This window comes from Nitrospirillum amazonense (assembly GCF_029594735.1).
GTDB classification, from domain to species: Bacteria; Pseudomonadota; Alphaproteobacteria; order Azospirillales; family Azospirillaceae; genus Nitrospirillum; species Nitrospirillum amazonense.
Window position 1 is genome coordinate 142,823 of sequence record NZ_JARPAF010000004.1, and the last position, 21,667, is coordinate 164,489.

At 67.9% G+C, this 21,667-nt stretch carries 16 protein-coding genes; 7 read left to right on the forward strand and 9 right to left on the reverse strand.

Going from position 1 to position 21,667, the window contains the following annotated elements:
* A complete protein-coding gene (locus P5F91_RS21410) occupies positions 1 to 1,710 on the reverse strand; it encodes a bifunctional aminoglycoside phosphotransferase/ATP-binding protein (RefSeq protein WP_277908216.1) in 1,710 nt (569 codons plus the stop codon).
* A gap of 359 nt (positions 1,711 to 2,069) precedes the next feature.
* Between P5F91_RS21410 and P5F91_RS21415 the strand changes: the two genes are divergently transcribed.
* The 3 genes from P5F91_RS21415 (at position 2,070) to ppdK (ending at position 8,060) form a co-directional block, all read left to right on the forward strand.
* Entirely contained in the window at positions 2,070 to 2,999 is a 930-nt protein-coding gene (locus tag P5F91_RS21415) for a glycine--tRNA ligase subunit alpha (RefSeq protein ID WP_277908217.1), read from the forward strand.
* A 3-nt stretch (positions 3,000 to 3,002) separates the two neighbouring features.
* Positions 3,003 to 5,135, forward strand: coding sequence for a glycine--tRNA ligase subunit beta (glyS, locus tag P5F91_RS21420; protein WP_277908218.1), 2,133 nt, complete (start codon positions 3,003 to 3,005; stop codon positions 5,133 to 5,135).
* Between the two features lie 240 nt (positions 5,136 to 5,375).
* Positions 5,376 to 8,060 (forward strand): pyruvate, phosphate dikinase, encoded by a 2,685-nt coding sequence (gene ppdK, locus P5F91_RS21425; protein WP_277908219.1) that lies wholly within the window; start codon positions 5,376 to 5,378, stop codon positions 8,058 to 8,060.
* A gap of 80 nt (positions 8,061 to 8,140) precedes the next feature.
* Here the strand turns inward: ppdK and P5F91_RS21430 are convergent, their stop codons facing one another.
* Entirely contained in the window at positions 8,141 to 8,926 is a 786-nt protein-coding gene (locus P5F91_RS21430; protein WP_277908220.1) for a type 2 periplasmic-binding domain-containing protein, read from the reverse strand.
* A 61-nt stretch (positions 8,927 to 8,987) separates the two neighbouring features.
* Positions 8,988 to 9,476 carry an Lrp/AsnC family transcriptional regulator gene (locus P5F91_RS21435; protein ID WP_088873899.1) on the reverse strand — a complete coding sequence of 163 codons (489 nt, stop codon included), beginning with the start codon at positions 9,474 to 9,476 and terminating at the stop codon, positions 8,988 to 8,990.
* Positions 9,477 to 9,614: 138 nt separating this feature from the next.
* On the opposite strand from P5F91_RS21435, the gene P5F91_RS21440 reads away from it, so the two are divergent.
* Entirely contained in the window at positions 9,615 to 9,974 is a 360-nt protein-coding gene (locus P5F91_RS21440; RefSeq protein ID WP_145608790.1) for a hypothetical protein, read from the forward strand.
* Complete coding sequence (locus P5F91_RS21445) at positions 9,971 to 10,246, forward strand: hypothetical protein (protein WP_145608789.1); 276 nt, start codon at positions 9,971 to 9,973, stop codon at positions 10,244 to 10,246. The genes P5F91_RS21440 and P5F91_RS21445 overlap by 4 nt, the downstream gene beginning before the upstream one ends.
* 75 nt (positions 10,247 to 10,321) lie before the next feature.
* Here the strand turns inward: P5F91_RS21445 and pnuC are convergent, their stop codons facing one another.
* Genes pnuC through P5F91_RS21460 form a run of 3 tightly spaced genes read right to left on the reverse strand, consistent with a single transcriptional unit; the run spans position 10,322 to position 14,311 of the window.
* Positions 10,322 to 10,897, reverse strand: coding sequence for a nicotinamide riboside transporter PnuC (gene pnuC / locus P5F91_RS21450; RefSeq protein ID WP_145608788.1), 576 nt, complete (start codon positions 10,895 to 10,897; stop codon positions 10,322 to 10,324).
* A 25-nt stretch (positions 10,898 to 10,922) separates the two neighbouring features.
* On the reverse strand, positions 10,923 to 12,110 hold the full coding sequence (locus tag P5F91_RS21455) for a phosphotransferase enzyme family protein (RefSeq protein WP_211106820.1): 1,188 nt from the start codon (positions 12,108 to 12,110) through the stop codon (positions 10,923 to 10,925).
* A gap of 17 nt (positions 12,111 to 12,127) precedes the next feature.
* Positions 12,128 to 14,311 carry a TonB-dependent siderophore receptor gene (locus P5F91_RS21460; protein ID WP_277908221.1) on the reverse strand — a complete coding sequence of 728 codons (2,184 nt, stop codon included), beginning with the start codon at positions 14,309 to 14,311 and terminating at the stop codon, positions 12,128 to 12,130.
* Between the two features lie 241 nt (positions 14,312 to 14,552).
* Here P5F91_RS21460 and P5F91_RS21465 point away from each other — a divergent pair, with 241 nt between their 5' ends.
* Both P5F91_RS21465 and P5F91_RS21470 read left to right on the forward strand, forming a co-directional pair.
* Positions 14,553 to 16,835 (forward strand): TonB-dependent hemoglobin/transferrin/lactoferrin family receptor, encoded by a 2,283-nt coding sequence (locus tag P5F91_RS21465; protein ID WP_277908222.1) that lies wholly within the window; start codon positions 14,553 to 14,555, stop codon positions 16,833 to 16,835.
* A 123-nt stretch (positions 16,836 to 16,958) separates the two neighbouring features.
* A complete protein-coding gene (locus P5F91_RS21470; RefSeq protein ID WP_211106819.1) occupies positions 16,959 to 17,990 on the forward strand; it encodes a DUF6607 family protein in 1,032 nt (343 codons plus the stop codon).
* Between the two features lie 25 nt (positions 17,991 to 18,015).
* Here P5F91_RS21470 and P5F91_RS21475 read toward each other — a convergent pair whose 3' ends face one another.
* The 3 genes from P5F91_RS21475 to P5F91_RS21485 all read right to left on the reverse strand — a co-directional run bounded on the left by P5F91_RS21475 (position 18,016) and on the right by P5F91_RS21485 (position 21,661).
* On the reverse strand, positions 18,016 to 18,378 hold the full coding sequence (locus tag P5F91_RS21475; protein WP_145608786.1) for a DUF1304 domain-containing protein: 363 nt from the start codon (positions 18,376 to 18,378) through the stop codon (positions 18,016 to 18,018).
* A 127-nt stretch (positions 18,379 to 18,505) separates the two neighbouring features.
* Positions 18,506 to 20,959 (reverse strand): TonB-dependent receptor plug domain-containing protein, encoded by a 2,454-nt coding sequence (locus tag P5F91_RS21480; protein ID WP_246134196.1) that lies wholly within the window; start codon positions 20,957 to 20,959, stop codon positions 18,506 to 18,508.
* A gap of 291 nt (positions 20,960 to 21,250) precedes the next feature.
* Positions 21,251 to 21,661, reverse strand: coding sequence for a c-type cytochrome (locus P5F91_RS21485; RefSeq protein ID WP_145608785.1), 411 nt, complete (start codon positions 21,659 to 21,661; stop codon positions 21,251 to 21,253).
* Between the last annotated feature and the right edge of the window lie 6 nt (positions 21,662 to 21,667).

Sequence of the window (21,667 nt, forward strand, 5' to 3'; positions counted from 1 at the left end):
CTACCTCATTCCAGGGAAGGGACCAGGGGACGCGATCATGCGGCCGGCCTTGGGGCGGCCCGTTGGGGGATTTCCCGCGCTGTGACGCCCGGCCTCCCCCGCCGGGGGCGCCAGCAGGGCTTCCGCCTGCCGCAGCACCGTGGCCGGGGTGGGACCGGCGTCCAGAATAGCCCAGCGCACCTCGCCGGCGCCCTTGCGCATCTGGCTTAGCAAAACGGGCATATCCGCGTCCGACGCATCCCGGGGCGCATCCCGGGCTGGCCCCTCGCTCCGCCGGCGCAACCGCTCCGCCAGCATCGCCTCCGGCGCCTGCAGCCACAGGCCAGTGAAACGCGCATGGGCCTGGGCCGCCACGTCCGCCGCCAGGGCGCGTTCGGCGGGGTCGGCGAACACCGCGTCCAGGATGACGCTGCGTCCGGCGGCCAGACAGGCGGCGGCCTGGGTGCGCAGGCGGTCGTAGACGGCGGCGCTGACGGCCGGGCTGTAGGCCTCATTGGTCAGCGCCTGTTCCGGCGCCACGCCGAACAGCTGCTTGCGGATGACGTCGGTGCGCAGCACGCGGGCGCCCGGGGCCGTGCCCAGCAGGGGGGCCAGGGCCCGGGCCAGGGTGGACTTGCCCGTGCCGCTGAAGCCGCCCACTGCCACCACGCGGGGCCGATCGCGGCGCAGGAAGTCCAGCGCCAGCTGCAGGTAGCGGTCGGCCTCCACCGCCCCGGCGGTCTTTTGCGTGGGCGTGGTCTGGCGCCGGGCGGCCGCGGCCGTCACCTGGGCCCGCACCGCCGCCCGCACCGACAGGAACAGGGGCAGGGCCGGCAGCCCGCCTAGGGGCTGGCCTTCCCGTCCGGCCATATCCTCCCCCGTCAGGTCCAGGTAGCGGTTCAGCACCAGGCTGGCCAGGTCCGCGCGGTCGCGGAAACACAGGTCCATCAGCAGGAAGGCCAAGTCGTACAGCACGTCCGTGCAGGCCAGGGCAGGGTCGAACTCGATGGCGTCGAAGGGCGTGGGCGTGCCGTCCACCAGGCAGACGTTGCCCAGGTGCAGGTCGCCATGGCAGTCGCGCACCCGGCCCGCGTCCCGCCGGGCGTCCAGCAGGCCGCCTTGCGCCGACAGGGCCGCCTGCACCTTGGTGTTCCAGGCGCGGATGTCGGCGGCCGAGAAGGCGTCGCCCGGCTTCAGGTTGGCGCGGGTGATGGCGATGGCCTCAGCCAGGCCCTGGGCCCCGCCGCCCTCCGTGCGCCCCGGCTGCGCCCGGTGCAGGCGGGCCAGGCGGTCGGCCAGATCCAGCATCAGCTGCGGCGTCAGCCGGCCCTGCGTCGCCATGCGGTCCAGCAGGGCGTCCTGGTCGAAGCGGCGCATGACCAGCAGCCAATCCACCACCTGATCGGGCGGCAGGGGCGGCTCATCCTCCCCCGCCGCCCATTCCGGCCCCAGGGTCAGGCCGTCGGGCGTGCGCAGGACGGGGCGCAGGCCCAGGTACAGGTTGGGGGCGAAGCGGCGGTTGACCGCCAGCTCCGCCAGGCAGAAATGCCGGCGCCGTTCGACCGTGGAATAATCCAGATAGGAATAGCGCACGGCGCGCTTCAGCTTGTAGGCCCGGTCGCCGGCCAGGAAGACGTGGGAGATGTGGGTGTCGATACGCTCCACCCTGCCACGGGCCCCGAAGGATTCCGGATGGGCCAGGAAGGCGAGCGTCTCGGTCTGGTCGTCCATCGCGGCAGACTCCCTGATTGCGGAAAGGCGGAACCCGGGCGATGGGGTGCTACGGGCTCTCTTGGGGAAAAGCATAGGCCCCCCGGCGGTTCCGCCGCGTTGAGCGGGATCAAGCGACGGTGCGTCCGTTTCTTTGCGGAACCCGCATACGGGGACCCACACCCGTTCCGTTGCGGAACACGCGTGTCACACCCGCGTCAAAACGGGGCCCACATGCGGGAAACGCGCCGGTCGCCGCCTTGATTTGGGGTTCGCCCGCCTTGTAAGGTGCGCCGCAACGCAACAAAGGGCCGGGGAGGACGGGTTTTCGAACCCCAAAAGTTCCTTTTCCGCCCTTCCAGGGTGAAGACGGTCAGGCAATGGCGGCCTCAGGCGCGGCGAAGCTCAGTTTCCAGGGACTTATCCTGACGCTCCACCAGTTCTGGTCGGAGCAGGGGGCCCTGATCCTCCAGCCTTACGACATGGAGATGGGGGCCGGCACTTTCCATCCCTCCACAACCTTGCGCGCCCTGGGCGCCACGCCGTGGAAGGCCGCCTTCGTGCAGCCGTCGCGCCGGCCCAAGGACGGCCGCTATGGCGAGAACCCCAACCGCCTGCACCAGCATCACCAGTACCAGGTGATCCTGAAGCCCTCGCCGGCCAACGTGCAGGAGATCTACCTGGAAAGCCTGCGCCGCGTGGGCATCGACCCGGCGCAGCACGACATCCGCTTCGTCGAGGACGACTGGGAAAGCCCCACGCTGGGCGCCTGGGGCCTGGGCTGGGAGGTGTGGTGCGACGGCATGGAGGTGACGCAGTTCACCTACTTCCAGCAGGTCGGCGGCATCGAGTGCGAGGTGGTGGCGGCGGAGCTGACCTACGGCCTGGAACGCCTGGCCATGTACATCCAGAACGTCGAGAACGTGTACGACCTGGACTTCAACGGCCAGGGCGTGAAGTACGGCGATGTCTACCACCGCAATGAGCGGGAGCAGAGCGCCTATAACTTCGAGGCCGCCGACACCGCCATGCTGCTGCGCCATTTCGAGGACGCGGAGCATGAGTGCGCCGAGCTGCTGAAGCGCGGTCTGGCCTGGCCGGCGTACGAGCAGTGCGTCAAGGCCTCGCACAACTTCAACCTGCTGGACGCGCGCGGGGTGATTTCGGTGGTGGAGCGGCAGAGCTACATCCTGCGCGTCCGCAACCTGGCCAAGGCCTGCTGCGAAGAGTGGGTCAAGGGCGATAAGAAAGTGGACTGGACGTTACCTGGTATTTCTGGGTCGGGCATCGCGTCCGGTAAGGGGGCCTGAACCATGGCCGAGTTGCTGATCGAACTGTTCTCCGAGGAAATCCCCGCCCGCATGCAGGTGCGCGCGGCCGACGACTTCAAGCGCCTGGTGACCACCAAGCTGGCGGACGCCGGCCTGGCCTTTACCGATGCCATCGCCCATTCCACCCCACGCCGCCTGACCCTGGCCGTCACCGGCCTGCCGGTGCGTCAGGCCGACGTGCGGGATGAGCGCAAGGGTCCGCGCGTGGGATCCCCCGACGCCGCCGTCCAGGGCTTCCTGCGTGGCGCCGGCCTCACCAGCCTGGACCAGTGCGAACAGCGCGACACCGGCAAGGGCGTGTTCTGGTTCGCCGTGGTGGAAAAGCCGGGCGGGGCCACGGTCGACGCCCTGCCGGGCATCATCGACGCCGCCATCCGCGAACTGCCCTGGCCCAAATCCATGCGCTGGGGCAACAACACCTTCCGCTGGGTGCGGCCGCTGCAGTCCATCCTGGCGCTGTTCGACGGCGTGGTGGTACCGGGTTCCCTCACCCTGAAGACGGCCGAGCCGGCGCCCGAGGCGTCGGAGGGCAACGTCTGCCTGGGTGGCGAGCCCACGGCCGTCACGCTGCCTTACGGCAACACCGCGCGCGGCCATCGCTTCCTGGCGCCCGACGTGCTGACCATCACCGATTTCGCCGATTACCAGCAGAAGCTGGCCGGTGCCTTCGTCGTGCTGGACCGTGAGGCGCGCAAGGCTCGCATCCTGGAACAGGCCAACGCGCTCGCCGCCGCCGAGGGCCTGGCCCTGCGCGACGATCCCGGCCTGCTGGAGGAAGTGGCGGGCCTGGTGGAATGGCCGGTGGGCTTGATCGGCACCATCGACCAGGCCTTCATGGACGTGCCGGCGGAGGTGCTGACCACCTCCATGCGCACCCATCAGCGCTACTTCGCCCTGGAGACGAGCGACGGCAAGCTGGCGCCGCGCTTCATCCTGATGGCCAACCGCACCACCGAGGACGGCGGCAAGGCCGTGGTCGCGGGTAACGAGCGCGTGCTGCGCGCCCGCCTGTCGGACGCCAAGTTCTTCTGGGACCTGGACCGCAAGGTGCCGCTGGAGGACCAAGCCAAGAAGCTGGCCGAGATCACCTTCCATGCCAAGCTGGGCACGGTGGCTGACAAAATTCGGCGCGTTGAGGACTTGGCTAGGGACATTGCCAATGAAATTGGCGCTGATGTTGCTCAAACCATCAGGGCTGCGCGGTTGGCAAAGGCAGACTTGGTGACTGGTCTTGTGGGTGAGTTCCCCGAGGTGCAAGGCATTGTCGGTCGCTATATCGCCTATGAGCAGGGCGAAAAGCCGGATGTCGCGGAGGCCATCGCTGACCATTACAAGCCGTTGGGGCCGAGCGATACTTGCCCTACCGAAAAAGTTTCTGTGGCTGTAGCGCTAGCCGATAAGATCGACAACTTGGTAGCTTTCTTCCGGATGAACGAGAAGCCCACAGGTTCTCGTGATCCTTTCGCGTTGCGCCGAGCTGCTTTAGGCGTCATTCGACTGATTGTTGAAAACAAGCTTCGGTTCGATTTGGATCGAATCTTGGGACTTACTGTGACCACACGGTACTTTGACGCCAATAGTGCGTGGCGTTCAGAGCTGCTTGCCTTCTTCGCCGACCGCCTGGTGGTCACCTTGCGCGAGCAAGGGGTCCGTCATGATCTAATCGCTGCGGCGCTTGCCAGCCGTGCGGATTGGAATCTCGTCCGCCTGCTGGCCCGCGTGGACGCGCTGGCCGGCTTCGTCAACACCGACGACGGCGCCAACCTGCTGGCCGCCTTCCGCCGCGCCGCCAACATCCTGCGTATCGAGGAGAAGAAGGACGGCCACGCCCATGACGGCGTGCCGGACGCGGTCTTGCTGCAGGTGGATGAGGAAAAGGCCCTGGCGGCGGCGCTGGATGCCGCGCGCACGGCGTCGGAGCCGGCGCTGGCCGCCGAGGACTATGTGGGCACCATGGCGGCCCTGGCCAGCTTGCGCGGCCCGGTGGACGCCTTCTTCGACAAGGTGACGGTGAACGCGGACGATCCGGCCTTGCGGGCCAACCGGCTGCGTCTGCTGGCCGGTATCCGCCGCACGCTGAACCATGTGGCGGACTTCTCGGTCATCGAGGGTTGAGTCGCGGGGGCCGGGAAACCGGCCCCCGTTTTCGTTTGGCGCTTGCGGTCACAATCTTGGCCCTTCCGTTGGCCCGGATAGTCTGCAAGGCTTTGATTTCAGTACGCGTGACAAAACGGGGCCCGGCTTGACCGGATCCTGAAAAAACACAAATCGCAGTGAAAACTTCGGGGAAACTGGCGAGCGGCGGCCCATGAGTGAACCGGCCGCGGCTCCGCCGAACTCATCGGGTGAGGAACCATGAGCGTGTCCAAGTGGGTGTACAGCTTCGGTGATGGCAAGGCCGAGGGCCGGGCCGAGATGAAGAACCTTCTGGGTGGCAAGGGTGCCAACCTGGCGGAGATGAGCAATCTGGGATTGCCCGTGCCGCCCGGTTTCACCATCACCACCGAGGTCTGCACCTGGTTCTATGACAACGGCCGCCAGTATCCGGCCGAACTGAAGGACCAGGTGGCCGCCGGCCTGAAGGCGGTGGAGGGCATCATCGGCGCCACCTTCGGCGATGCCGCGAACCCGCTGCTGGTCTCGGTGCGCTCCGGCGCCCGCGCCTCCATGCCCGGCATGATGGACACGGTGCTGAACCTGGGCCTGAACGACGTCACCGTCCGGGGCCTGGCCAAGCGCGCCGGCGACGAACGCTTCGCCTATGACAGCTACCGCCGCTTCATCCAGATGTACGGCAACGTCGTCCTGGACGTGGACCACCATCATTTCGAAGAGATCCTGGACAGCCACAAGCGCGACCGGGGCCTGAACTACGACACCGACCTGGAAGCCGGCGATTGGCAGGCGGTGATCGAGGGCTACAAGGAGGTGGTGCAGGAAGCCCTGGGCCGCCCCTTCCCGCAGGATGTGCAGGAACAGCTGTGGGGCGCCATCGGTGCCGTCTTCGGCAGCTGGATGAACCAGCGCGCCATCACCTACCGCAAGCTGCACGATATTCCGGCCAGCTGGGGCACGGCGGTCAACGTCCAGGCCATGGTGTTCGGCAACATGGGCGACGACTGCGCCACCGGCGTGGCCTTCACCCGCAACCCGTCCACGGGTGAGAACGCCTTCTACGGCGAATACCTCATCAACGCCCAGGGTGAGGACGTGGTGGCCGGCATCCGCACGCCGCAGCACCTGACCATCGCCGGCCGCCAGGCCAACGGTTCCGACCTGCCGGCCATGGAAGAGAGCATGCCGGAGGTGTTCCAGCAGCTGGACGCCGTGCGCCTGAAGCTGGAGCGGCACTACCGCGACATGCAGGACATCGAGTTCACGGTGCAGCAGAAGAAGCTGTACATGCTGCAAACCCGAAATGGTAAGCGCACCACCGCCGCGGCGTTGAAGATCGCCGTGGACATGGCGCGGGAAGGCCTGATCGACGAGGCCGAGGCCGTGCGCCGCATCGAGCCCAAGTCCCTGGACCAGCTGCTGCACCCCACCCTGGACCCCAAGGCCCCGCGCAAGATCATCGCCAAGGGCCTGCCGGCCAGCCCGGGTGCCGCCTGCGGCAAGGTGGTGTTCTCGGCGGACGAGGCGGAGCGCCAGTCCCAGATGGGTGAGGCGGTCATCCTCTGCCGCGTGGAAACCAGCCCGGAAGACATTCACGGCATGCACGCCGCCGCGGGCATCCTGACCACCCGCGGCGGCATGACCAGCCACGCGGCCGTGGTGGCGCGCGGCATGGGCCGGTCCTGCGTGTCGGGTGCGGGTGAGCTGCGCATCGACTACAAGACCGGGGTCATGACCGTGCGGGGCGAGAAGATCGCCGCCGGCGACGTCATCACCATCGACGGATCGACCGGCGAGGTCATGCTGGGCCACGTGCCCACCATCCAGCCGGAACTGTCCGGCGACTTCGCCACCCTGATGGGCTGGGCCGACCGCTTCCGCCGCATGAAGGTGCGCACCAACGCGGAAACCCCGCTGGACGCCCGCACGGCGGTGAAGTTCGGGGCGGAAGGCATCGGCCTGTGCCGGACCGAGCATATGTTCTTCGATACCGAGCGCATCATCGCCGTGCGCGAGATGATCGTGGCGGAGACGGAGGCCGGCCGCCGCGCCGCCCTGGCCAAGATCGCGCCCATGCAGCGCCAGGATTTCGTGGAGCTGTTCCGCATCATGGCTGGCCTGCCGGTCACCATCCGCCTGCTGGACCCGCCGCTGCACGAGTTCCTGCCCAACAGCGAGGAAGAGATGGACGAGGTGGCCAAGGCCGCCGGCACGGACATCCAGCGGGTGCGCCACCGCGCCCTGCAGCTGCACGAGGCCAACCCCATGCTGGGCCATCGCGGCTGCCGCCTGGGCATCTCCTACCCCGAAATCTATGAGATGCAGGCCCGCGCCATCTTCGAGGCGGCGGTCGAGGTGGGCAAGGCCGGCCAGACCGTGATCCCGGAGATCATGATCCCCCTGGTCGGCACCAAGAAGGAACTGGACATCCTGAAGGCCGTCATCGACCGGGTGGCGGGCGAGGTGAAGCAGTCCTCCGGCGTGCAGATCGACTATCTGGTCGGCACCATGATCGAGCTGCCGCGCGCGGCCCTGCGGGCGGCGGAGATCGCCCAGTCGGCCGAGTTCTTCAGCTTCGGCACCAACGACCTGACGCAGACGACGTTCGGCATCAGCCGCGACGACGCCGCCAGCTTCCTGCCCGACTATCAGCGGGCCGGCATCTTCGAGCACGACCCCTTCGTGACCCTGGATACCGAGGGCGTGGGCGAGCTGGTGTCCATCGCCGCCGAACGGGGCCGCAAGACCCGTCCGGAGATCAAGCTGGGCATCTGTGGCGAGCACGGCGGCGACCCGGCCTCCGTCTACTTCTGTGAGAAGGTGGGGCTCAGCTACGTCTCCTGCTCCCCCTACCGCGTGCCCATCGCCCGCCTGGCGGCGGCGCAGGCGGCCCTGATGGGCGAGAAGCCCGCCAGCGAGGCGTAAGCGGCCATTCCGCGTCGAAGGTTGAGGGCGGCGGGGCGACCTTGCCGCCCTCAATCTTCAGGGCAGCCGGGGAAGCGGCTTCAGCTTCCCGTGGCGGCCTTCTGGAAATGCTGGCGGGCGATCGCGTCCAGCCGGCCCTCACGGTACAGGGCCTCGGCCGCGTCCCGCAGGATCGCCGTCTCGGGGGCGTCGCGGGTGGCGGGGTCGCAGGACAGCCAGGCCTCCATGGCGCTGACCTGCACGCGGTCGCCCAGCTGGTCGGTCAGGTTGTTTTCCCGCGCCACCACGTCGATGACGGAGGCGATGCCCATCACGGCGTTCACCCGGCCGTGGGCCATCATGCGCAGGCCGTTCAGCATGGACGGCACCGTCTGCACGGTGATCCCGTATTGCTGGATGACCGGGACCAGGGCCTGGGTGCCCGTGGCCGTCACGGCCACCGGGCCCACCGTCCGCAGGTCATCGGGCTTCGCCAGCGTCACGCCCTGACGCGCCACCGCCACCAGCTGTGTCTCCATGGTCAGGGCCAGGGGCACGATGGCCCGGTACGGGTCGCGGATGGGCACGGCGACCATGCCATAGACCTTGGGACCGCCCGGCGGCCGTTCCCGCGCCAGCTCGGCATACACGCGCACCACCGGCAGCAGCTCGACGGTGGCGCGGATGCCCGCGCGGTCCAGGATGGCCTGCGCCTGTTCCACCACCAGCCCCCTGGCCTGGCCATCGGCGCCGCGCTCACCCAGCACCGGCAGTTCCGGCACCAGCATGCGGACGGGCTCCGGCGATGTCTGCGCCCGGGCCACGCCCGCCCCACCGGCGGACAGCGCCAGCAAGAGCGACAGGATGGTGCGGCGGGTGGGGGTCATGGTGTGGGCACGCCCGGCGGAAGGAATTGCCCGGTCAGATGGTCAAGGCCCCCTGCCTGGACTACCCCAATTCAGCGCGCAGCTGCCCCAACGGCAGTGCAGTCGTCTCCTTGACGGTCGACACTGCCATCATCGAATTTATTTCGCGCACGCCGGGCAACTGCGACAGCTTCTTGAAGAACAGGGCTTCATAGGCCTCGACGTCTTTGGCGACGATGCGCAGCAGGAAATCCACCTGGCCCATCAGCACGAAGCACTCCAGCACCTCCGGTATGTCGGCGATGGCGCGGCGGAAGGCGTCCAGGCTGTCGCCGGCGTGCGCCTCCAGCTTAACATGGGCGAAGACCAGGAAGTTCAGGCCCAGTTCCCGCCGGTCCAGCAGGGCCACGCGCTGGCGGATCAGCCCTGTCTCCTCCAGCCGCTGGATGCGGCGCCAGCAGGGCGATTGCGACAGCCCAACCTTGTCGCCCACGTCGGCGGCCGAGGCGGCGCCGTCCTGTTGCAGCACGTCCAGGATCTTCCAATCCAGCCCGTCCAGCTTGTGCCGCATGATCCATCTCCATATCGCCGCATCAAAACATGAGTCATGTTGATAATGGCGATTTTGAACAGTCTTCGCAAAGACTATGCGCGCCTTGGTCGCTATTGTTGCTCTCATCGGAACACGATTTGTTGAAGAGCCGCCGCCATGCCCCCCCTGGATTGCTCCCCCGCCGACTATGCCGTCCTGCATCCCACCTTGACGTTGGTGCGCAGCGGCGATGGTTTCGTTGCCCTTGCCGTGAACCGCGCCGGCCCGGTGGACGTGACCCTCGACTGGAGCCGCCTGGACCCGTTGGAAAATACCGACGGCCTGGACGCCGCCATCGATTACGCCCTGTCGGTGGCCCGCCATCGGGGGGAAGCCGACCGCCGCGCCGGCCGGCCCTGGGCCACGGCCCATGCCGTCGTCGTCGGGTATGAGGGCGATGCGGCCGAGGCCGCCGTGCGCCGTGCCGTCGCCGTCGCCGCCGTGCCGGTCGCAGGATTGCCGGAGACCCGGGTATGACCGCCGCGACCCTGCCGTCGAACGCCAGCCCCGTCATGCTGTCGGTGGCGGCCGACGCCAGCCCCGGCCTGCTGTCCCGCCTGATGGGCACCCTGGCCCGCCTGGACATCGTGCCCCTGCACGTCTATGCCCGCCGCCGCGCGGACCTCCCCGGCGAGGACATGCTGGAGGTGGACATCCAGCTGCCCGAAACCGCCTCGGCCTACAGCGAGCGCGTGGCCGCCCTGTTCCGCGGCGTGGTGGGCGTGCATCAAGTCGCAGGGAGTATTTGACGATGCGTACACGCGATGAGGGAACCTCATCGCGTTAGGACGCGATCGCGGCCGCCGGGCAATTGAGGGCACAGCTTAAAGCGGCTGTACGGCTGGTGCTTCCGTCCCAACCCGCCAGCTGCGCAGGCCAACGATGGCCAAGACGATGAAGGCGGCGTAGAGGCCGGCGGTCAGGTACAGGTCCTTGACCACGTACATGGCGACATAGACCACGTCGACGGCGATCCACAGCCACCAGTTCTCGATGTGCTTGCGCGCCGTCCAGTACTGCGCCACCAGGCTGAAGCCGGCCAGGGTGGCATCCAGATAGGGCAGGGAGGCATCGGTCCACCGGGCCATGGCCAGGCCCAGGGCGACGCTGGCGATCCCGCCGGCGGCCAGGCCGAGGATGGCGGCTTTCAGGCTCAGCGGCGCCACCACCACCTGGCCGTCATCCCGCACCCCCCGCCACCAGCACACCCAGCCATAGGCTAGGAAGGCGCCGAACACGGCCTGCAAGGCCATGTCGGAGTACAGCTTGGCCTCCAGGAAGACCACGCCATAGAGCGCGACGGAGGCCAGGCCCAGGGGCCAGCACCATAAGGACCGGCGGGTGGTGGTCCAGACGGCCAGTGCGCTGACGATGACGGCGACGATTTCCAAGGGGGACATGGGGGAAGGGCGCCGCCGTTCGGGGTTACAGGGTCAGGTCACGGATGAAGGCCAGCAGGCCCTGGCCGTCGGCCCCGTGGAACCAGGCGGCGTGGCTCAGGAAATAGCCCTCGTACGCCAGGCCGGCATTCTCCGCCGAGTGCGTGACGCCGTGGAAATAGTCGGTCTCCGCCAGGGCGAATTCCGCATGCACCAGGGGCAACAGGGCCGCCAGCGCCTGGCGCCGGGGCGCGTCCAGGGGGCTGACGGCATGGTATCCCGCCATCAGCGCCGCCACCTGGTCAAGGTGCACGGCGGGCTGACGCCCCTCCGTCAGGGCCAGCCATTCCACCGTGTTGCGCTCGATGGCCGTGGCCAGGTCATAGAGGGCCGTGGTGCGGTCGGCCAGGCCGAAGTCCAGCACCGCCGCCACGCCGGCCGTGGGGCCGGCATCCGTCCAGGTGAGATTGGACGCGTGCGGGTCGTTGTGCGTCCATAGGGCCGGCAACCGGTCCAGGTACGGCCGCAGCGCGTCGTGGAAGGGCAGCAGCAGGCGCTGGGTGTCGCGCCGCCAGGGGCGGGTCGACAGGTAGTCGGCCAACGCCGGGCGGGCCGCCACATAGTCCGCCATGGCCGCCAGCGGGTCGTCGCTGGAAAACAGGGTGAAGCCCGACACCAGGGCCTGGCCCCGGCGATGCGGCCGGTTGAACCCTTCCGAGGCCTGGTGCAGGCGGGCCAGGGCGGTGCCGGCGGCGCGCGCGTGGCCCAGGTCGCGGAAGGGCGTCCAGGACAGGGCGTCCCGGTACAGATCCAGGCCCGGCGCCAGGCCATGGACCTCATAAGTCCAATCGCCCAGGGTCAGGGCGCGGGCGCCCCTATCCGTCGCCAGCACATCACAGATCTGCACGCCCAGGGGTGCGCCGCGCCGGCGCAGATGGTCCATGAAGGCGTGCTCATCCTCCAGCTGGGCGGCGGTCCGCACCCGGGCATGGTGGCGCTTCACGAACACCGCCGGGCGGGCGCCACCCGCCGTCGCCACCACCGAGGCGGCGGAGAAGGGGCGCGGGCTATGGCTGAGGATGCCGCGCACCGCGCCCACATCGGGGTAATGGCGCAGCAGGGCCGCCACCTCCGTCCCGGTCAGGGGCGGCCAGTCAGGCAGCACGGCGCCCACGCCCATCCCATGGGCGTGATGCAAGCTGTCGAGAGTGGACCGGGCGGGGGAAGCGCTCATGAAGCGGGGCGGGGACCTTACAGGGAATACTGCAGCGTGAAGCGCGCCGTGCGCGGCGCCCCCAGATGCAGATAGGCGTCGCCGGCGCTCTCGCCAACATCTTTCCAGTACCGCCGATCCAGCAGGTTGTCGACCGACAGCCGCAGGGTCAGCTTGTTGTCCAGCGCGCTGGGGGCGTAGCGCAGGCCGGCGTTGAACAGATGATAGGCCGGCGCTGTGGCCACGGCGTCACGCGCCGCCGCCCGTTCCCCCACGTATTGCCAGCCGGCCAGCAGGGCCAGCCCGTCCAGGTGCGGCAGGGTGTAGTCAGCATAGAGCGCCGTCCGCACATGGGGCACGTTGATGGCCTGGTGGCCGTCATAGCTGGGGGTGCCGGTGCCGTAGGCCACGGCATGCATGAAGGTGGCGCTGGCCGTCAGGCGCAGGGCATCGGTCACCTGGCCGGCGGCGTTCAGCTCCAGGCCGTCGTGCCGCTCCGTCCCCTGGCGCACATAGGTGAAGCCGTATTCGCTGTCGTCGGGCTTGGCGTACTCGTACGCCTTGCTCAGGCGGAAGACGCTGGCGCCCAGCAGCAGCCCGTTCCAGTCGTACTTGGCGCCCACCTCATCCTGCCAGGACAGGGATGGCGACAGGATTTCGCTGGCGTTGGTGGCCCAGGCCGGCGCCTGGCCGCCCAGGGACAGGCCGCGCGCATGACTGGCGTACAGGGTCACGGCCGACAACGGCTTGTAGACCAGGGCCACCTGCGGCAGGGGCAGGGTTTCCGCCGTGTTGCGGATGGTGGCATGGTCGATGTCGTAGGCGCGCTCGCGCAGGAAGACGGTGCGCACGCCGGCATCCAGTTCCAGCCCCGTCACCAGGGCGCCCAGGTCGATGCGGTCCATGGCGCTGATGGCGTACTGGCGGCTGTCCAGCCGTTCGTAATTGGCGCCCGGACTGTTGGGCGAGGGCGCGAAGGCCAGGGGCGTGGGGTTGTAGATGTTGTCGCTGCCGACATAGTCATAGACGTAGTCGGTCTGCGTCACCGTGCGGCGGAAGACGCTGGCGCCCAGGGTCAGGTTGTGGCCGACGGCGCCCGTCGCCACCTTGCCCAGCACCTGAGCCTGGGCTTGGTCATCCTCCCGCGCGTCGTTGGGGCTGCGGTAGTCGTAGACGTCGAAATCGCCGTTGGGCGCGAAGTAATAGCCGGGCGATTCGCCGGCGGCACAGCTGGCCACATAATAGCAGCCGTAGGCGAAGGCGACGTTGTCGTCGATGACCGTGCGGCTGTGGCCCACCTGCACCGTCAGGCGCCAGTCGTCGCTGAAGCGGTGCTCATACTGGCCGGACAGGTTCAGGGCATTGATGGTGACGGGTTTGGTCCACGACTGGGCGCCCAGCATGCGTGAGGGCGAGACCGTGTCCAGCGCCGGCAGGGCCGTGCCGCCCAGCAGCTGGTAACCGGAGACGGAGTGCTGCACCCGGCGCTGGTATTCCAGGTCCAGGTTGACGGTGTCGTCCTCCGTCGCCCGCCAGTCGCCGGCGATGGACCCGAAATTACGGTAGCCGTCGGCATGGTCGACGTAGCTGGCGATGTCTTCATGCGCCGCGTTCAGGCGCAGGCCGTACTGCTTGCGCGTGCCGAACAGACTGCCAATGTCCACCGCGCTGTAGAGCCCGCCGCGGTTGTCGGTGCCCAGGGTCAGGCTTTGCACATCCGCCGGCCGCTTGGTGACGTAATCGACCAGGCCGCCCGGGGCCACCACGCCGGCGTCCACCCCGGCCAGGCCCTTCAGGAATTCCACCCGTTCCTTGTTTTCCAGCGCCACCGGCTGTTCACCGGCGATGGTCAGGCCGTTGATCCGCAGGCCGGTGGCCAAGTCCAAGGGGAAGCCCCGGATGGCGATGTCCTCGTAATAGCCTTCCGGCGCGTAGTTCTCTCCGATCGAGGCGTCGTTGCGGATCAGGTCGCTCAGGCGCCGGGCCTGCTGGTCGTCCATCAGGTCGCGGGTGACGACGCTGACCGAGGCCGGGGTGTCCAGCACCGTGCCGGCGGCACCGAACTGGATGTCGGTGGCGCGAAAGCCCTGGTCGCGCACGCCGGTGACGATAACGGTGGCCGGCTGGTCGGCCGGTTCGGCCTGCGCGGCCCCGGCCATAACCAGGGCGATCACCGCCACGGAGTGCATCAGGCGGGCATGGCGGCGGTGGGAAATCGTCACGGGACTGTCATCCTGAAAGGGCGGCGCTGCCGTGCCCCGCCGCTGGGCGCGCGGGGTGGAGCAAGCCACGAACAGCATTGGGATTGGCGGCTTTTTGGCGGATTCCCGCCGCCGGGTCAAACCTCTGCCTGCTCAGGGCCGGGTTGCGCCAGTGCCGGACCCAGCAATGAGAATGAGATTGATTCTTAATTTCATTAGTCATATAGGTGCACCAGGAACCAACCTGATGGGGAAAACAAGAATGCGGCAAACGCTGTTGAAGGCGACCGTTCCGGTTTGGCTGCTGGCGGCGCTGGGGGGCGCCACCCTGGCCCATACCGCGCTGGCGGCGGCTCCCGACCCGGCCCCCGCCGATGGCACCGATGCTGACCCGGCGGCGACGGTCACCGTGACCGCCACGCGCACGGCCAAGGACATCAGCGACGTGCCGGCCAGTGTCAGCGTCATCACCAGCCAGCAGATCGACGACCAGCTGGTGACGGACATCAAGGATTTGGTGCGCTACGAACCCGGCGTCTCCGTCCGTAAAAGCCCGGCGCGTTTCACGCTGGCCGGCGGCGCCACCGGCCGTGACGGCGACAGCGGCTTCAACATCCGGGGGCTGGAGGGCAACCGCGTCCTGATGCTGACCGACGGCATCCGCGTGCCCGACGCCTACAGCTTCGGCGCCCAGAACATGGGGCGGGGCGACTATGTCGACCTGGGGCTGCTGAAGTCCGTCGAAATCCTGCGTGGGCCGGCCTCGGCGCTCTACGGCAGCGATGGCGTCGCCGGCGCCGTCAGCTTCATCACCAAGGATCCGGACGACTTCCTGACCACCGGTAAGGACTGGGCGGCCCAGGGCAGCGTCGGCTACACCTCCGCTGACGGGGCCTGGTCCAAGGGCGCGCTGGCCGCGGGCCGGGTGGGCAAGCTGCAGGCCCTGGTGGCGTACACGCGCCGCGACGGCAACGAGACCGCGACCAACGGCGACAACAATGCCGCCAACACCGACCGCACAACCGCCAACCCGCAGGACCTCTATTCGAACGCCGTCCTGGCGAAGGTGGTCTATGAACCGTCGGACGCGCACCGCCTGCGCCTGACCTTCGACCATGATGACAACCACACCAACACCACGGTGTTGAGCGCCATCGCCAAGCCACCGCTGGCCGCCACCAGCGTGCTGGGCCTGATCGCCCGGGATCGGCAGGATCGCAACCGCGTCAGCCTGGATCACCGCTACGATATCGGCGCCGACGTGATCGACAGCCTGCATTGGACGGCCTACTACCAGGAAACCCACGCGACCCAATATGGGGCGGAGGATCGCAACACCGCCCTCGACCGCACGCGCGACAGCACCTTCGATACCAACGTCTACGGCTTCGACGTCCAGGCGCAGAGCAAGACGCTGGGCCGCGACCTGACGCACACCTTCGTGTACGGCGGCGACTACTCCGTCACCCACCAGGAATCGCTGCGCGACGGCACGGTGCCCTCGGCCGGCGACGCCTTCCCCTCGCGGGCCTATCCCACCACCGACTACACGCTGGCCGGCATCTTCCTGCAGGACGAGATCAATGCCTTCGACAAGCGGCTGACCCTCTACCCGGCCGTGCGCTTCGACTATTACGACCTGTCGCCCAAGAAGGACGACCCGCTGTTCACCGCGCTGACGCCCATTTCCAAAAACGACAGCCACGTCTCGCCCAAGCTGGGCATCCTCTACCACCTGCTGCCGGACGTGGGCGTGTTCGTGAACCTGGCCGAGGGCTTCAAGGCGCCGGCGCCATCGCAGGTGAACAATGGCTTCGCCAATCCGACGCAGAACTACAAGTCCGTCTCCAACCCCAACCTGAAGGCGGAGACCAGCCAGACCATCGAGGGCGGCTTCAAGTTCAACGGGGGCTGGGGTGAAAAGACGGGCACTGGTACCGGGAACGCCGTGCTGGGCGGCGGCCGCTGGGACGCCAGTGTCACCGGTTATGCCGGCCGCTACCGCGACTTCATTGACCAGGTGCAGGTCGGCGGTACCTTCACCGCCGCCAACCCGGCCATCTACCAGTATGTGAACCTGTCACGGGTGACCCTGCGGGGGGCGGAGGCCAAGGGCCAGGTCACCCTGAATTCCGGCATCGGCGCCCTGGCCGCCTTCTCCTACACCCATGGCGAAAGCACGTCGGGTGGCGTCACCACCCCGCTGGACAGCGTCGACCCGTGGAAGCTGGTGCTGGGCGTCACCTACCGCGACCCGGCGGGCCGCTTCGGCGGCCAGGTCACCATGACCCATTCCGGGGCCAAGGACCGGTCCGACGTCAGCAGCGCGGCCTACTTCATCCCGGGGGCCTTCACCATCCTGGACGCGACCGCCTACTGGAACGTGACGGAGAACGCCAGCATCCGCGCCGGCATCTTCAACCTGACGGATGAGAGGTACTGGTGGTGGGGCGACGTGCGCGGCCAAGCCTCCACCTCCACGGTGCTGGACGCCTGGACCCAGCCGGGCCGCAACGTCGGCGCCTCGCTGACCCTGAAGCTGTGACCCCGAAGCGCTGATCCCGATCCGGCCGGCGGGGGGGACGCCTGGCCGGGTCGCGTGGCGGCGGGCCCCGCCCGTGCCCGCCGCCACCTTCTTTCCCGATGACCTGCCCCAAGAGGCCACCCGATGACCACGCATGAAACCTTGAAGACGCCGGACACCCTAAAGACCGGCCGCCGGACCTTCCTGACCGGCACCGCCCTGCTGGGCATGACCGCCCACCTGCCGCTGGCCGCCCGCGCGGCCGAAACCACCGCCCCCTCCACCGCTGCGCCGGAGCAGGACAGGAAAGCCATCCTGGCCATGGCCGGCACCTACAAGGTGACTTTCGATTTCCGGGAGACCACGGCCTTCCTGATCGACTACAAGCCCATCGCGCCCAAGGTCAGCGGTGGGAACGAGGTGGTGCGGGTGGTGGAGGACACCGGCTCCATCATCCGCCTGCAGCACATCCTGGTGGTGGATGGCGAGGACGGCTTGCCCGTGGTGGTGAAGCATTGGCGCCAGGATTGGGTTTATCAGCCCGCCACCGTGTTGACCTACCAGGGCACCGGCCACTGGTCGCTGACCCCGGTGGAAGGGGCGGCCGCGAAGGGCGCCTGGTCGCAGACCGTCTGGCAGACGGACGATTCCCCGCGCTATGGCGGGGTGGGCCGCTGGCGCCACGATGCCGGCGTCTCGCGCTGGACCAGCGACGAGACCTGGCGCCCCCTGGCCCGCCGCGATGCTACCCGCCATCCGCCCTACGACCGTTACAGCGGCACCAATCGCCACGCCCTCACGCCCGCCGGCTGGGTGCATGAGCAGGATAACGCCAAGCTGGGCATTCGTGACGGCGCCCTGGTGACCTTCGTGCATGAGACGGTGGTCAACACCTACGTCCGCTTCAGCGACTTCCCCGTCACAGCGGCCGACGACTACTGGGCCAAGACGTCCACCTACTGGGCGGCTGCGCGTGCCGCCTGGGACCAGACCATCGCCCGGCACCAGGGGGTCGGCGTGACGGAGGAGGCCAACAACGGCTCCGTCACCGGCAAGGCGCTGATGGGCCTGGCCGACAGCATCGCCAAGGGCGGCAAAAGCACCCCAGACGCCATCGCCGAGGCCCGCCGCGTCATCGCCGACGCGACACAAGCCCCGGCCAAGTCCGGCGCCTGACGCCGCGCCGGCCCGTGTCAGGTTTTCACGCCAGCCACAGCGCCGCCAGGGCCACGGCCGCCGGCATCGCCTGGATCATGAGGATGCGGCGGCTGACGGACCAGGCGCCGTAAGCGCCGGCTACGATCACGCACAGCAGGAAGAAGGTCTTGATGTGCAGCGCTGCCGCCGGGTCGGGATAGGCCAGGCCCCAGACCAGACCCGCCGCCAGGAAGCCGTTGTACAGGCCCTGGTTGGCGGCCAGCACGGCCGTCTGCGCGGCCTTTTCGGGGGAGTTGCGGAAGGTGCGCAGGCCTAGCGGCTTGGTCCACAGCACCATTTCCAGCACCAGGAACCAGGCGTGCAGCAGGGCCACAACGGCCACCAGGATAGTCGCGATAACGGCCATGGAAAGGACGTCCCCCAAAGGTTGTTATGGACCCACTATGCCGGGTGCCGGGGTGTTGGCAAACACCAAAGGAAAAGGCCGCCCAGTCGCCCGGGCGGCCCCCCTCGATCACGCCTGGATCAGGCGCTTACCACTTGTAGGCCACGCGGAAATAGTACATGCCGCCGTCGTACCCGAAGGGTGAGGTGTCGGGATACTGATCGCCATAGTTCAGGCGGCCGGCGCTGCGGTTCTTCTGCGGGTACTTGTCGAACAGGTTCTGCGCGCCGACCGTGGCGGTCAGAGCCTCGGTCACCTTGTACCCGATCTCCGCATCGAAGATCCAAGCGGGGTCGTAATGCTGGCCGGCGCTGGAATTATCCTGCCAGGCGCCGTAGTAGCTGCCACGGTACATGAGGCTGAGCGCGCCGATGTCGTAGGTGGCGGTCAGGTTCACGCGGTAATGCGGCAGGCCGTTTTCGATGTCCGCCTTGCGGTTGGCGTCAATCACGGCGGCGTCGTATTTGGTGACGTCGGTATGGTTGATGTTGGCCGCCGCCGTCAGGTGCAGGTCGCCGTCATAAACCTCAAAGGTCTTGTTGGCGACGATATCCACACCTTGGCTGCGGGTGTCGAAGGCATTGGTGAAGAAGTTGACGTTGCCCAGGGTGTTGGCGCCCACCACGCCCAGCGCCGCCAGCTTGATCTGGTCGGCGGCGGAAACGGTGAAGTCGCTGGTGATGCCGATGCGGTCCTCGACCTTGATGTTGTAGTAGTCGACGGTCAGGTTGACGCCGCCCGGCAGGTCGAAGACCAGGCCGCCGGCGATGTTGAACGAGGTCTCGGGCTTCAGCGTCTTGGCGCCGTAGTACTGGGCCACCACGCTGTCGACCGGGAAGGTGCCCAGCACGATGGGTTCCGGGCTGCCCGCCTTGAAGGTGGTCTGCGTGCTGCTGATGTGCGACTGGCCGGGCGTGGGGGCACGGAAGCCGGTGTTGATGGACGACCGCACCGCCACCCAGTCGGTCAGCTGATAGCGGCCGAAGATCTTCCAGTTGGTGGTGTCGCCGAAATCGTCGAAGTCTTCATAGCGCAGGGCCACGCCGGCGCTCAGGTCCTTGATGATGTCGGCTTCGGCGTCGGCATAGAAGGCGTAGTTGCCGCGGGGGTACTGGCCGGCATCGTTGGCGGTGAAGCCGGGATAGCCGTTGGACCCGATGGGCATGCCGGCGGTGTAGTACTTGCCCGCCTGGTACGAGGCCACGTCACCCGACTTGATGGTGTAGGTTTCGCGCCGGTACTCGCCGCCGCCCGCCAGCGTCAGGGGGCTGGCCAGCCAATTGAGATTGATGGGGTAGGTCAGGTCCAGGTTCAGGTTGGTCTCTTCCTGGATTTGGGTCCCGACATAGAACTGGTGCGGGCTGCTGGGCCCGAGCGAGGGGTTGACGGTGTTGCGGATGCTGTAGCGCAGCTCATCCTTGCCGTAGCTGGCGCTGGCGTCGATGATCAGGCCGGACTTCAGAGTCGTCCTGTAGCCACCGGTGATGCTGCTATCCAGGATGTCGCCATAGAACCAGGGCGTGAAGCCGTTGGGGAAGACGCTGTTCCACTTGAAGGTGGCGCCGTTGTCCAGAGTGAAGGGCGTGATCAGCCACGACACCGTGGTGGGGTTGCGGTAGTTGAAGCTTTCCTTGGCGTAGCTGTGGCCAAAGTTGCCGAACAGGTAAACCTTGGAATTGTCGCCCAGGTCGATGCCGCTGTTGACGAACAGCCGCTCCGCCTCCACCGCCGGATCGCCGAAACGCTGGGCCGGGTTGGGGATGGTCAGGCCCTGGGCCGCCAGCTTGGCGGCGTCGGGGCGCTGCGTCCCGCGCGAGGTCGGGTCGTTCTTCACATACTCGGCGCTGATGTTGACGAAGCCGCGGTCGCCCAAAGGCAGGCCGGAATTGGCCTGGATGTGGGCGCTGCCGCCGTCGCCGGCATAGGTCTGGCCCCACTGGGCCACCACCGTGCCCTGGTCGGCGCTGTCCTTCAGGGTGAAGTTCATGACGCCGGCGATGGCGTCCGAGCCGTACTGGGCGGCGGCGCCGTCGCGCAGCACTTCCAGCTGCTTGATGGCGATGGCCGGGATTTGCGCCAAATCGGGGCCTTGCGAGCCCACAGTCAGGCCGTTGGCGCCGATCTGCACCAGGGCCGAGCGGTGGAAGCGCTTGCCGTTGATCAGCACCAGCGTCTCATCGGGCGGCAGGCCGCGCAGCGTCGGCGGGCGTACGAAGGTCGAGCCGTCGGAGATGGAGAAACGGGCGACGTTGAAGGACGGCACCAACTGGCGCAGCAGGTCGTTGGTGTCACCGCCTGCCTGGCGCGACAGGTCGTCCGGCGTGAACACGTCAATGGGCGACGGGCTGTCCGCGACCGAGCGGTCCACGCGGCGGCTGCCGGTCACCACGATTTCCGACAGCGCGTCGGCGTCGGCGGCGGGCGCCGGCGCCGTGGCGGCGGTCGCGGCGGCGCCCATGGCCAGCCATCCCGCTGAGCACAGCAGGGCGATACCCAAGGCTTTACGCGCACTTATGGCGTTGGTGTTGTTTGTAAGCGTCATGTTGGCCCCCTGATCTTTGGATGTTTTGTTAGATCACGGCAGCTTGATGGCGCGATTCCCCGCGAATTTTATGAAACGAAGCGACTCATTGCCCCGGCCGCCTCTTTTCAAATCCTCATCGATTGCGATGCGGAAGTAGATTTGCCTTTTTGAAAGGCGGCTTGACTTACAAGCGTACTCCTTTCCCTTGTCTTGGCCCTTTCCGGACCCTTTCCTCGATTCGGGGCTTCCCGACCCCGTCCAGGAAAGGTGTCCTTCAGGACCCGTTGAACTTCAGGCCGACCGCGCCGATCAGTGGGTGACGGTCGGCGCCTTGTCCTGCGGATGGGCGTTCGCCTTCACTTGCGCGACGAAGCCCGGGTCCACGGCCTGGGCCTTGTTGCCCCAGGCCTGGCGGACGTAACTGATGATGTCGGCCAGCTGCTCCTCGCTCAGCAGGGCCGCGAAGGTGGGCATGCCGCCCCGGCCCTGCAGCACGGTGCGCACCACCGGTTCCGGATCGCCCTGCACGAAGGGGTCGCCCGCCAATGCCGGGAAGGCGCCCTTCACGCCCAGGCCGGTCTTCTGGTGGCAGGCGGCGCATTTGTGGTTGAACAGGTCCTGACCCTTGGCCACGTCCTGCGCCAGGGCGGGCGACATCATGGCCAGACCGGTGACGCCAGCGGTGAGGAGAGCGGCGCTGAGGATGATGGTCTTGCGCATTCCCCC